Consider the following 12040-nt stretch of genomic DNA (forward strand, 5'->3'; position numbering starts at 1 on the left):
TGCAGCACCCGCAGTCGACCCCACGACTGGAACGCTGTCCGCCGTCAGCTCCCGCACTGCCTCACTTGGCGACGAACTTCAGCGGTCCCGCGTACTGCGGCCAGGCGATCGAGGCGGGGCCACGCGTGTTGAGCGCGGTTTCCGGCGTTTCGCCGGCCTCGGTCATGACGCGCGTCATCAGTGTGGGCATCCAGAAATTGACCGCGAAGGTCGCGTCGCGACGGATCACCGGATTCACCGACAGCGTGGTGGTCTTGCCCGGCTCGATCCGGAACGTCACCACGTCCTCGTTCACGAATGCGCCCCGTTCCAGCACCTTCTTCACGCTGAAGGCGGTGGTCATCTCCAGGCCGATGCCGGTGACGCGGTAGTCGCCCGCCGGCAACGAAAGGGTCTCCTGCTGGCCGTAGCGGGTCATGTGGTTGAGCGGGAAATCGATGAACTGCTTGTTGACCAGCGAGAACACCACCTGGCCATCGCGCACGCCCCATTCCAGCGCGCCGCTCTTCAGCTGCTCGTCGACCTTCTTCGGCAGTTCCTTCTCACTGGTGAACGGCTTGACGTCCACCACCAGCGTGCCGGTCTCCACCGCCGCCGCCTGCGGCGCCTGCTCCTGCGCCGACACGGACACCGCCACGCCCGCCTGCAGCAGCAGGCCCATCATCAAGTTCCGCATCAAGTCCCCCTGGAAGCGCCCCCCGGCGCGCATGCGCCATTCCATCGCAGTCCGGCCGGGCGCGCAATCCTGCGGCCCGGCTCAGCGTTCCGTCACGCGGAACGGCAGGTTGGCGTATGCGGCATGGCCCTGCCCATCGAGCACGTCCACGAACAGCCGGTACGCACCGGGCTTGCCGGGGGCAGCGAAACGCACCCCGCCCTTGCCGTCGTCCTGCATCGCCAACATCACCTCCGGCGGCACGTCCTCGCGATCGCCGCCGATGCTGGTGGCGGTGGTTTCGTGCAGCACCGTCCAGCGATAGCGCAGCGGGTCGCCGTCGGCGTCGCGCGCATCGACCTGCGCGGTGTATTCCCTGCCCGGCTTCAGCGTGATGCTGTCGATGGCGCGCCGACCGTCCAGCGTCAACGGTTGGACCGATGGCGCACGGTTGGACGGCCACGCGCCGGTCCAGACGTACTGCATCGCATCCACCGCCGGCGTGCTCTCCCCGCTCGGCAGGAACAGGCCGTACCACGTGGGCGTGCGCTCCTGCTTGTTGCCCCACAGGAACACGTACGAACCCAGTCCCTGTTCCGTATCCGCCGCGATCACCTGTTCGTAGCGCTGTTGCAACAGCATCGCCTTGCGCGAAGCATCGTCCTCGATCGGCGCCTTCCACGCCGTCAGCGGGCTTTCCCAGTGCCCGGTCGGGCCCCATTCGGTGACCACGTACGGACCGGTCCAGCCGCTGGTCGCCAGCTTCTCCGGCAATGCGCCGATGTCGCCGTAAAGCTGGATGCCGATCAGGTCCAGCGACGGCGCGCGCGCCTTCAACAGGTCGATCAGCTTCCGGTCGAAACCGGCCAGCGTGGTCATCACCGGGTGGTGCGGGTCCTCGCGATGGATCATGTCCGCGATCTGCCCGACCGCATTCCACACCTTCGGGTTGCTGTAATGCAGGTTCAGTTCGTTGCCCACCACCCACATCAGCACGGCGGGATGGTCGCTGTAGAGGCCCACTTCCCGGCGGATGCGTTCGAGCTGTTCGGCCACGGCGGCGTCGTTGTCGTAGTCGAAGCCATGACGCTCGTTGCCCACCTCGATGCCCATCGCCACCTTCAGCCCGTTGCGCTGCGCGCGGTCCAGCATCGCGCGCACGTCGACGTGATCGGTTCCCGTGCTCCAGGTGCGGAAGCTGTTGCCGCCTCGCGCGGCCAGCGCCTCCTGACCGGCACCGGCCATGCCGGCCCCTTTCACGTGGAAGGGCTGTCCGTCCACCAGCAATACGTATGCGCCCTCCTGCTGCACGATGCGGACCTGCGACGGCGCCGCGACTGCCCACGCGGGCACGGCCAGGGCAAGGATCGACACGAACAGGCGCTGCAGCATGCGGGCGTTCTCCGGCCATATGGACGACGGGGCATCATGCCACGCAGCCCGTCGCGGCACGGACGGGCGCTAGAATGCCGGCATGAATACCATCCTGATCCCCGTCTCCATCGGCGAACTGGCCGACAAACTCTCCATCCTCGAAATCAAGGCCGAGCGCATCGACGATGCCGGCAAGCGCGCGCACGTGCAGGTGGAACTGGATGGCCTGAACGCACTGTGGAGCGGGCTGGCGGCCGCGCAGCCGGAACTGGCGGGCCTGAAGGTGGATCTGCGCACCATCAACGAATTGATGTGGGACGTGCAGGACGCCTTGCGCGCCAAGGAAGCGGCGCAGGCCTTCGACGCCGACTTCATCGCCCTGGCACGCGCGGTGGCGCAGCACAACGGCAAGCGCATCGAAGTGAAGAACACGATCAACCGCCTGGCCGGCTCGCGCTTCATCGAAGAGAAGCAGTACCAGGCCTGACGGCAGCGCTCACGCCGCGCCGTGGCGCTCGCGGATCACCTGCAGGCGTTCGCGGTAGTACAGCGCATCGGCGGCGATCTTCGGCGGGTTGTCCGCCAGCCACTCCAGCGCGTCACGCAGGATCGCCGCCTTGTCGGCCTCGGGGGCTTCCAGCGCGGTGTCCACGCGGTCCAGCTGCAGGATGACGTCTTCGCGGGTGGTCTGTGCCATGGCCATGCTCCTCCGGGATGGGTCACAGCGTAGGACGGCGCGCGTCATCACCACGTCATGGCGTGCCCCGCGCGCGTCCGCAGTGGCCGGTTCCCTCGTCTCTGCCGTCCGGCTCACGCCCTGAGACACGAATCCTGATCATGTCCCGATTGATCCGGAGTCCTGTCCCATGTGCGGCTACTGCACGGAACACAGCGCGTTCGCCGCGCACCTGGTCGCGCTGGAAGCGCGCGTACCGCTTGCGCCCGATCCCCTCCTCCTGCCCGTCCACCTGCAGGAAGCCACGGACTGGCAGCAGACCTGGTTGCGCGCGGCGGCGCCGGACGATCCCGTCGCCGCCATCGTGATGCTGTGTCGCGCGTGGACCGACCGGCTGGACGGGAAGACCGGGACGCCGCTGCGCGATGTCCTGGGACCTGCGTTGCACGAGCGCCTGCAACAATGGCTCGCCGCGTGCGACCTGCCCGATGCCTGGGCGTGGCTCCGGCACACGGAGGGCGAACCGCCCCATCCCCTGCCCCTCGACGACGCGCGCGATGCGCTGGATGCGTACCTGGCCGGCTGGCTGCTCGCGCAGGAAGGAACGTCTGCGGCATGGGACGAAGCCCTGCTGCACGAACGACTGCCGCAACTCTCGGTGGCACTGGACATCCTCCGGCGTGACGCGCCCGACGACGATCGCATCCACCGGCTCGCACTCTCATCACCCGGCACCGGATCGCCCTTCAGCGCCATCGACCTGTGGCTGCAGCGCCGTGCCGTGCGTGCGCTGGTCGCACGCCAGGGCATGGCATCCGTCGCCACTCTGGTGGACCGTCTGCGCAGCCCCACCCTTCTTGCCACCATGCTGCACGGCGAGATGGACCACCATGATCTTCTGCATCTGCAAGCCGCACTGCAGGGCCATCCGGACACCGGATCGGAAGGCGCGCACAACCTGCATGCGGCGGTTTCCCTGCTGCTGGAATCGGGAATGACTGCCGCGTAAAGCAGGCATTGCATGTGCCTGCGGTGTCGTCCGCGCTACAGCGTGCGCATGAGGTTGGCCACGACGAACCACAGGAACCAGCCCACCACCATCAGGAACAGCGCTTCAACTCCCTTGCTGCGCCGGCCCGACAGGGCGTAACCAAGCGCCACGAAGATCGCGATGCCGGGAAGCAGGACGCACAGCACTTTCATGAAGACGGGAAGGGCTTCCTGCGCGACGGTCGTGGATGCCGGCACCGGCGATGTCGCGGAAGGCCTCCTGCCGAAGCGCGCATCATGGATGCCACGCCGTTCGAGCTCCTCGCGCGCGAGAAGGATCGCGTCCTCGGCGTAGGCGTCTGTTGCCGACAGCGCAATGAGCATCAACCTGTCGGCATCCAGTTCGCGATAGCGCTGCTGCACGGCGTCCGCGTCGAAGTAGATGCTCATGCCATCACGCTCCTCGTCGGGAGCGGGCCGGATGCGGTGCCAGGCCGAACTGTCCGCGTTCCACGCCATCGCTCCATCTGTCCGGCAACGGCTGCCAGGGACCCTCACCCAACACCGCTTCCACAAGGTGCGCGAGAGGGAACCCCAGGTGGTGTTCCGCGGCCAGCCCGCCATCCTGCAGATGTGCGTGCGCGACGAACAGCCGGAACGCAGCTTCGTCGCCGGCGGCGAGGCGGGTGATTTTCTTCGCCAGGTCGTACGACAGGCGATTGCCCTCGTCGGTGCGCAGGAAGGACTTGCCGGACCAGAAGGCCTGGATGCTGTCGGCGTCCCAGTACGCGGCGTGCTGCGCGGCGATCTCGTGCGGGAAGTAGAGCTGCGCATGCGGCGCTGCCAATTGCGGAAACAGGGTGTGCTCGGTGTTCACCGCCAGGCCCTCGTTGAGCCAGGCGGGAATCGGCAGGTGGGTCAGCAGGCAGTGCGTGAGTTCATGCGCGATGACAGGCTCCATCGCATCGATCTGCTCCAGCGGCATGACGAAATGTCCGTAGCCCGCCTGTATGAACATGCCGGAGGACATCGCGTACTCGCCACCTTCCGGATAGTAGTGGCTGACATAGGCGTAGTAGTCGTCGGGGTCTTCGAACACCATGACGACATGCCTGCCCCAGCCCCCGTCGTCGGCCAGTTCGCCCAGGCTCCGGGTGATGCGTGCGCGCATGCGCTGACAGGTGGCCAGGAAGACCTGTGCGGGCCGGTCCTCCAGCGGAGACAGCAGCAGGAAATCGTGCGTTCCCGTGATCCTGTAGTGGGTGCCCAGCGCGTCGCGCAGCGCCTCCAGCCATGTCTGCGCCGCGGAATCCCAGTAGGCATGCGCCGCCTCGCCGTCGAGCCCCGCTGCGTCGCCTTCGTGCATCGATGCCCAGTCGGGAATCGGCAACTGCGTGTCGGCGAACCAGTGCATCTGCACGCTCACGCGCACCGGTGTCGGCGCGGCCGTGGATGGGGGGCGGGCGAAGAGGCGGGCGAGCCGACGGATCATGCGTCGATGCGTTCCTGCACGGCGGATACGGGTCGAGTGGATGAGCATGGCGCCCCTGCCGTGGCATTCCCCTGTTTGCACGGGCGGGTGCCACGATAGCAGTGATGCCGGAGGTTGCGCGATGCGCTCGCCGCAGCTTCCCGCTGCTGCCGCCAACATCGCATGAGGGAGGCATGCGTCAAGCGGAGGACCCGTTCGTCCACATGCCGGCGCGAGCGTAAGCTACCCACCGCACGTCGCCGGAGTTCCGCCATGGCTCTCATCCCGTCCCTGCCGGGCATCGACCTTCCTCTCATCCAGGCGCCCATGGCGGGCGTGCAGGATGAAGCGCTCGCACTGGCCGTGGCCCACGCGGGCGGCCTCGGTTCGCTGCCATGCGCGCTGCTCAGCGCAACACAGCTGGAAGCGGCCCTGCAGACGTTCGCCACGCTGGACCGCCCCATCAACCTCAACTTCTTCTGCCACGCGATGGCGGATCCCGACCCGGCGGATGAGCAGCAATGGCGGAACGCGCTCGCGCCGTACTTCGACGCGTTCGGCGTCGAACCTCCGCCGCCCTCCACGGCCGGTGCACGCCGGCCCATCGATGCGGCCACCGTGGATCTGCTGGAACCGTTCCAGCCGAAGGTCCTCAGTTTCCACTTCGGCCTGCCCGACGCCGCCCTGCTGGCGCGCATGAAGGCGTGGGGCGCACGGGTGATGGCGTCCGCCACCACGGTGGAGGAAGGCCGCTGGCTGCAGCAACGCGGTGTCGACCTGGTGATCGCGCAGGGGATCGAAGCGGGCGGCCATCGCGGGCATTTCCTTGCCGACGAGCTCACCGCGCAACCGACCACCCTCGACCTCGTCACCGCACTGTCGAAGGTGCTGACGGTGCCGGTCATCGCGGCAGGCGGCATCGGCGACCGGACCGATGTGCAGCGGCTGCTGGCGGCGGGCGCAAGCGCGGTGCAGGCCGGCACCGCCTATCTGTTGTGCCCGGAAGCCACCACCTCGGCCGTGCATCGCGCCGCGCTCCAGCAGGAGGGCCGCGACAGCGCGATCACCAACCTGTTCAGTGGCCGCCCCGCGCGCGGCCTGGTCAATCGCCTGATGCGCGACCTCGGCGCGATCTCCACGCTGCCGCCCGCCTTCCCCTGGGCATCGCAGGCCCTCGCCCCCCTGCGTGCGGCGGCGGAAGCGCGCGGGCGGGATGACTTCTCGCCGCTGTGGTCAGGCACGCGTCCCGGCCGGTTCCCCGGCGTGGGCGCTGCGGCGGTGACGCGGGCGTTGATGGGGATGGACTGAGGGGTGCCGCAGGCGGGGCGACCCGACCTCCCACCTCCGTCGGCCTGCCTCAATGACGGTGGATATGGAATGGGATCGCGGTGCACCGCCAGTACGGAATCAGCTTGCTGCGGATGCCCTTGAACGAAGACACATCGAAGCGCCGGGTGGCAAAGGTGCCGGTGGGCGTGTGGCGCAGCATGATCTCCACCTCGCGCGCATTTTCCAGCGCGTCCATCAGGTTCTCGTCGCTGTACCAGACCTCCCAGTTGATCGCGATGGCATGGTCGCGGCCCGGCGAGCCCTGCACATCGAAGCGACCGGGGAAGGGTTTGCCATCCAGCATCACACGCACGGCGTCGGTGTCCCAGGTGCGTGGACGGGTGCGGTCCTTGAGCTCGTCACGGAACTGCAGGCTGGAAGTCATCAGGTCCGACAATGCACGGTGGTCGGGGGGACGCAGGTCGTGCGATTCATCCGAGGCAGCGTGACTGAAGGAAATGCCGAGGGTGAAGGTCTCGTTCGGCCCGGCATTGGGCGACGCGATGGAATAGCGCGCGGTCCCCACGATGACGCCACCCAGTTCACTCCGGTGCCAGCCTTCGATCTCGGTATCCGGCAGCATCGGCTTCGTGCACTGCTGCGACCAGGCGGTGGCAGGCAGCACGGCGAACAGAAGGGCCAGCCAGCCCGGACATCTGGACATCGAATTCCCCTGGTGGATGGCGCCCTCCCCAGGGCGCGACAGGGCTACTAAAGCACGCTTCCGGCGAAGGCGCCATCGTGGCGGAGGGCATGCGCGTGCATCGCATGGGAACCGTCAGAAACGCGCCGGAAACGTCCTGACACTCCACTCCGCGTTCTTTTCGTCCAGCGTCGCTGCCAGCAGGGTCTCGCCATCCGTGCGCACGTTGACCAGACCATAGACCAGGCCCGACACCACGTAGGCCCCCCGTGCCTTGCGGAATCCCTTCTTCGGGCGCAGATCGCCCGCCTTGGTGGTGCGGTAGTGCAGCGTGGTGCGGGCAAGATCGTCGCCCTCGACGGCCGCACCGCCGGGCACCTCGATCCTGTCCAGCTTGCCGACCGCATAGGAGCGGGCGAGTTCGGTGGAGTACACCAGCGGCGTCACGATCTCGTCCTTCACCACCGTCAGGTGGCCCGTCGCGCCGCTGGCGGCCACGATGGCCGGCCGCGGGTGGTCGTGTCCCTCCGCGTCCCCCGATGAAATGATGGTCGCCGAGGGCGCCATCGCCTGTAGGAAGGCCAGCGACACATCCGCGCTTCCATGGTGGCAGGCCTTGGCCACGTCGCACTGCAGTTCCAGCAGGCTGCCGGCCATCGCGTGCAGGATGTCCTGCTGCGCGCCCTTGTTCAGATCGCCCGTCAACAGGGTGCGCGTGCGCCCGTAGTCGACGCGCAGCAGGATGCTGTGGCCGTTGGTGTTGAGCTCGCTCCGGCCGAGATTGCGCAGCGCCGCGCGCCCCTGCACCTCGGCCTCGATGGGGGCCAGCACGCGGATGGATACCTCGCTGGTATCGGGATCGAAGCCGGGGAGCCAGGGCGTCTCGTCGCTGAGCCTGGCGAACACGCAATGGCCACCATCGGCGGTGGTGGTATCGGCCACGCGCCGGATGAACTTCGCCCACTCGCCCTGCAACGGCCGTGGGCTTGCGGCATCCAGGCCCTGCAGCGCGGAATCGCGGTCATCCAGCAGGTCGACCAGGTAGCGTTCGCCGTCGTGTTCCACCACCTCGCCGAGCGAGCGCTTCCCGCCCACCGTCCACCACGAAACACCGGCGTGATAGAAGCGGTCGACGTGGATGGCCTCGGCATCCAGTTCCTCGGTCACATCGACGCCCAGCAGATCGGAAAGTCCGCCGTAGTGGTCCTCGTCGTTGTGCGACGAGATCAGGGCGTCCAGCTCCACGCTCGACAGCCCGTAATCCTTCACGAACTTCCAGTCGATGAAATCCGCCGCCGATTTTCCGCTGGGCTGCTTGTCGCGCGGAAATCCCCCGTCGATGAGGATGTGCTGGAACGAGGGGGTCTTCACCAGCACGCCATCGCCCTGCCCCACGTCGATGAAGTAGAACTCCAGCAGCGATGTGCCATCGAGCGCGGAGGCCAGCACCCATCCCGTCCTGCCGCGCGCGGTGACCTTGCGCCGGCTGCCGGTGCCCGGCGCGCCTTCGAATTTCACCCCGTCGCCCCACAGCACGTACGCGAAGGCCTTCCCTTCCTCGGCCGCGTCGTACATCGGCACGGGCTTCCTGGATCCAACGAACGCGTCGAACGGATTGTCGATCATGGGGTTCCTCACGGGACCGTGGCGAAGGAGGGACGCGACCCGGGCTGGCCATGTTCGCGCTCCTCCATGCCAACGCCATGACCATGCACACAAGGTCATCCATCGGTCGGGCGGCTCCGCTCGAAGCATCCCGGGTGTCGGCGCATCCCTGCTGGCGGGCTTGACCCCGCCCTACGCCGCCCTGCGCAGGCCGCGGATGCCGAACCAGACCAGGACAGCGGCCAACGACAGGAAGGTCGCGGCGATCGCAGCTTCGCCTCCCGCCAGCGGCAGTCCCAGCGCGCGCGTGGGCAGGGAGGCATCGTAGAGACTGACGGTGGCGAGCACCGCGCCGCCGATGATGAGCAGGGTGGATCGTAGTTTCTTCATGCGATTGCTCCGTTGCGGCCTGATGGCGGGGAGCAGGGTCGTGCGCGCGCCGGGGCACACGCAACCCGCGTGCGACCAAGCCACCGGAGATCCGACGAAACGGGGTATCGGATGACGGGCTTCACCCGCGTGGACCGGCTGTGGAAGTGGTAGCGTGGCAGCCGCAACGCTGCAGGCCGTCATCCGGGGGGATGCCACGATGAAACTGTTCTTGCCGGGTCCGATGACACTGCTGCTCTCCCTGCTGATCAGCTTTTTCCTGCTGAGGTCGGACACCCTGCGGGCGGTGCAGACATCGGGCGCACACGCGCATGCCGCATCCGCCGCAACCCGGGTGAACACCCCGCACGTCACAGCGCCAGCGGGAGCGTCGCCCCCGCGTCCCGTGCGTGCAGACGGGGCGCCCGCTCCGCTCGCGACGGCGCCGTCGCAGACCGACCCGTTCGCGCCGGTGTACATCGTGACCTCGCGCGACACCTGGCAGGGGATCCGCGGCCTGGCCCGTGATGCGGTCGCGCGGCGCGACAGCACCGGCACGCCGCTGGTGATTTCCGAAACCCGGGCCGACCGCCTCGGCGAGATCAGCCGCTACGTGCATGTCAGCGAGCGCCGCTGCGGTGGCTATTTCGCATTCCCCAGCCGCGCGCAGGCCGAGGCCTTCGTCAGTGCGGATCGCGCGAAGCAGGCGATGACGAAATCGCTGGCCGCCGGCTACACGCTCGACAACCAGGCCACCGTGAGCCGCTGGTTGCCGCAGGTGCAGGAACAGCGCCTCTACGACACCATCAACCACCTCTCCAGCTATCGCAACCGCTACTTCGCCAGCAGCCACGGCAGGACATCGGCCGAATGGATCCGGGACCACTGGCAATCGCTCGCCGCCGGCCGCGATGATGTCAGCACGGAGTTGTTCACCGCCTGCGCGAACTGCAGCACGCAGCCTTCGGTCATCCTCACCATCCAGGGTCGGGACCTGCCCAACGACGTCGTCGTACTGGGCGCGCACCTGGACTCGATCAACGGCAGCAATCCCTACGATCCCAACCAGCATGCGCCGGGCGCCGACGACGATGCATCGGGCATCGCCACGCTCACCGAAACGCTGCGCATCGCACTGGCCGACGGCTGGCAGCCGCGGCGCACGGTGAAGTTCATGGGGTATGCCGCCGAGGAAGTCGGCCTGCGCGGCTCGCATGCCATCGCGCAGTCGTTCCGCGCCAGCGGCGTCAACGTGGTCAGCGTGCTGCAGGTGGACATGACCAACTACAAGTCGGGCGCGGTGACGGACATGAAACTGATCAGCGACTACTCCAACACCGATCTGAAGAATTTCTTCATCACCCTGTTCGATACCTACCTGGCGCCGATGGGCCTGACGCGCAGCAGCGTGGCGTGTGGTTATGCGTGTTCGGACCATGCCTCATGGACGAACGCCGGCTATCCCGCGGCGATGATGTTCGAGGCCGGCGGGCCGAACGGCAGCTTCCCCTACATCCACACGCCCCAGGACACGCTGGCGACGATGGGGGAATCGGCGCAGCACAGCGTCAAGTTCACCCAGTTCGCCCTGGCCTATCTCGGCGAGACCGCCAAGACGCGCGGGAAGGTCACCGGAGGGCCGGCGCAGGTGTTGCCGGTGCAGTGAGCGGCAGGGTGGGCCCTGGCCCACCGTGCGAGGTATGTGGATGGCGTGCGAAGGTGGGCTTGCGCCCACCCTGCGCGCAACGCTTGGAGACCAAGATGAGACATGCATTTGCGAACATCGCCTTCACCCCCGCGGTACGCGACGTGCAGGCACGCGACGGCAGCCGCGCGAAGTACGCGCGGGCCTTCGAATCCGGCGACGAGGTACGCAATGCCGAACTCGGGGCCGACGAAGCCGCCTTCATCCACGCGCAGCGCAGCTTCTACATGGCGACCGTCTCGGAAACCGGCTGGCCGTACGTGCAGCATCGCGGCGGCGCGCCGGGTTTCCTGCGCGTGGTCGATGCGAAGACACTGTCGTTCACCGACCTGCCCGGCAACCGGCAGTTCATCAGTGTGGGCAACGTGGCACAGGACGATCGTGTGGCGTTGATCCTGATGGATTACACGCATCGCCAGCGCCTGAAGCTGCTGGGCCGGTTGAGCGTGGAAGAGTCACCGGGCGCGGGACGCACCGAGCGCACGATGACGATCCATGTGGAAGCCTTCGACTGGAATTGTCCGAAGTACATCCCGGTGCGTTTCGAAGCCGAAGACGTGCAGCGCGCACTTGCCGAGCGCGACGCGCGCATCGCTGAGTTGGAGACGCAGGTGGCCGAACTGCGCCGGATGCCGTAGGGCGGGCCCCGGCCCGCCGTTCGACGTGTGTGGATCGCGTGCGATGGCGGGCTTGAGCCCGCCCTATGACTGCGTGGATCAGGTGCCCAGCAATTCCACGTCGAACTTCAGCGTGGCGTTCGGCGGGATGACGCCGCCGGCACCGCGCGCGCCGTAGCCCAGGTTGGCGGGGATGATGAGGGTGCGCTGGCCGCCGACCTTCATGCCCTGCACGCCTTCGTCCCAGCCCTGGATGACCATGCCGCCGCCGAGGGGAAAGATGAAGGGTTCGCCGCGGTCCTTGCTGGAATCGAACTTGGCGCCCTGCGCGCCGTTGTCGTACAGCCAGCCGGTGTAGTGCACGGTGACGTTGCTGCCGGGCTTGGCTTCGATGCCGCTGCCGACGACGGTGTCTTCGAATTGCAGGCCGGAGGTTGTGGTGGTGAATGCCATGGGGTGTTCCTTGTGGGGATCGGGATGTTCGTGGTGCGTAGTTTATCGCCCGTGCGGTCCAGAGGAGGAAAGGGGTAGAGAGTCGTAGGGGGCCTCGCCCTCATGCATATACGCGCACGGCCTACGTGGACGGGCTCAAGCCCGCCTTCAGCA

14 protein-coding genes are annotated in these 12040 nt (G+C 67.5%); 5 read left to right on the forward strand and 9 right to left on the reverse strand.

The window, feature by feature from the left end:
* Positions 1–61 precede the first annotated feature (61 nt).
* On the reverse strand, positions 62–676 hold the full coding sequence (locus WBN46_RS11905) for a hypothetical protein (protein ID WP_337731689.1): 615 nt from the start codon (positions 674–676) through the stop codon (positions 62–64).
* A gap of 81 nt (positions 677–757) precedes the next feature.
* Complete coding sequence (locus tag WBN46_RS11910; RefSeq protein WP_337731690.1) at positions 758–2047, reverse strand: glycoside hydrolase family 2 TIM barrel-domain containing protein; 1290 nt, start codon at positions 2045–2047, stop codon at positions 758–760.
* An 82-nt stretch (positions 2048–2129) separates the two neighbouring features.
* On the opposite strand from WBN46_RS11910, the gene WBN46_RS11915 reads away from it, so the two are divergent.
* Positions 2130–2516 carry a DUF6165 family protein gene (locus WBN46_RS11915; protein WP_192202218.1) on the forward strand — a complete coding sequence of 129 codons (387 nt, stop codon included), beginning with the start codon at positions 2130–2132 and terminating at the stop codon, positions 2514–2516.
* 9 nt (positions 2517–2525) lie between these two features.
* Here the strand turns inward: WBN46_RS11915 and WBN46_RS11920 are convergent, their stop codons facing one another.
* Complete coding sequence (locus WBN46_RS11920) at positions 2526–2726, reverse strand: hypothetical protein (RefSeq protein WP_337731691.1); 201 nt, start codon at positions 2724–2726, stop codon at positions 2526–2528.
* A 169-nt stretch (positions 2727–2895) separates the two neighbouring features.
* Between WBN46_RS11920 and WBN46_RS11925 the strand changes: the two genes are divergently transcribed.
* Positions 2896–3714, forward strand: a complete 819-nt coding sequence (locus WBN46_RS11925; protein ID WP_337731692.1) for a hypothetical protein — start codon at positions 2896–2898, stop codon at positions 3712–3714.
* A 35-nt stretch (positions 3715–3749) separates the two neighbouring features.
* Here the strand turns inward: WBN46_RS11925 and WBN46_RS11930 are convergent, their stop codons facing one another.
* Positions 3750–4145, reverse strand: a complete 396-nt coding sequence (locus tag WBN46_RS11930; RefSeq protein ID WP_337731693.1) for a hypothetical protein — start codon at positions 4143–4145, stop codon at positions 3750–3752.
* Positions 4146–4149: 4 nt separating this feature from the next.
* On the reverse strand, positions 4150–5187 hold the full coding sequence (locus WBN46_RS11935; RefSeq protein ID WP_337731694.1) for a hypothetical protein: 1038 nt from the start codon (positions 5185–5187) through the stop codon (positions 4150–4152).
* Between the two features lie 252 nt (positions 5188–5439).
* On the opposite strand from WBN46_RS11935, the gene WBN46_RS11940 reads away from it, so the two are divergent.
* Entirely contained in the window at positions 5440–6474 is a 1035-nt protein-coding gene (locus tag WBN46_RS11940; RefSeq protein ID WP_337731695.1) for a nitronate monooxygenase, read from the forward strand.
* 49 nt (positions 6475–6523) lie between these two features.
* Here WBN46_RS11940 and WBN46_RS11945 read toward each other — a convergent pair whose 3' ends face one another.
* The 3 genes from WBN46_RS11945 to WBN46_RS11955 form a co-directional block, all read right to left on the reverse strand.
* Positions 6524–7159: a hypothetical protein gene (locus tag WBN46_RS11945; RefSeq protein WP_337731696.1), complete on the reverse strand. Its 636-nt coding sequence runs from the start codon at positions 7157–7159 to the stop codon at positions 6524–6526.
* Between the two features lie 114 nt (positions 7160–7273).
* Positions 7274–8764: a hypothetical protein gene (locus WBN46_RS11950; protein WP_337731697.1), complete on the reverse strand. Its 1491-nt coding sequence runs from the start codon at positions 8762–8764 to the stop codon at positions 7274–7276.
* A gap of 171 nt (positions 8765–8935) precedes the next feature.
* The gene (locus WBN46_RS11955; protein WP_337731698.1) at positions 8936–9133 is read right to left on the reverse strand and encodes a hypothetical protein; all 198 of its coding nucleotides are present in this window, start codon (positions 9131–9133) and stop codon (positions 8936–8938) included.
* Between the two features lie 199 nt (positions 9134–9332).
* On the opposite strand from WBN46_RS11955, the gene WBN46_RS11960 reads away from it, so the two are divergent.
* Entirely contained in the window at positions 9333–10778 is a 1446-nt protein-coding gene (locus WBN46_RS11960) for a M20/M25/M40 family metallo-hydrolase (protein ID WP_337731699.1), read from the forward strand.
* 95 nt (positions 10779–10873) lie between these two features.
* A complete protein-coding gene (locus WBN46_RS11965) occupies positions 10874–11455 on the forward strand; it encodes a pyridoxamine 5'-phosphate oxidase family protein (protein WP_337731700.1) in 582 nt (193 codons plus the stop codon).
* A 78-nt stretch (positions 11456–11533) separates the two neighbouring features.
* Here WBN46_RS11965 and WBN46_RS11970 read toward each other — a convergent pair whose 3' ends face one another.
* Positions 11534–11887, reverse strand: coding sequence for an FKBP-type peptidyl-prolyl cis-trans isomerase (locus WBN46_RS11970; protein ID WP_337731701.1), 354 nt, complete (start codon positions 11885–11887; stop codon positions 11534–11536).
* Between the last annotated feature and the right edge of the window lie 153 nt (positions 11888–12040).

The organism is Pseudoxanthomonas sp. CCNWLW251 (genome assembly GCF_037402255.1).
Classification (GTDB): Bacteria; Pseudomonadota; Gammaproteobacteria; order Xanthomonadales; family Xanthomonadaceae; genus Pseudoxanthomonas_A.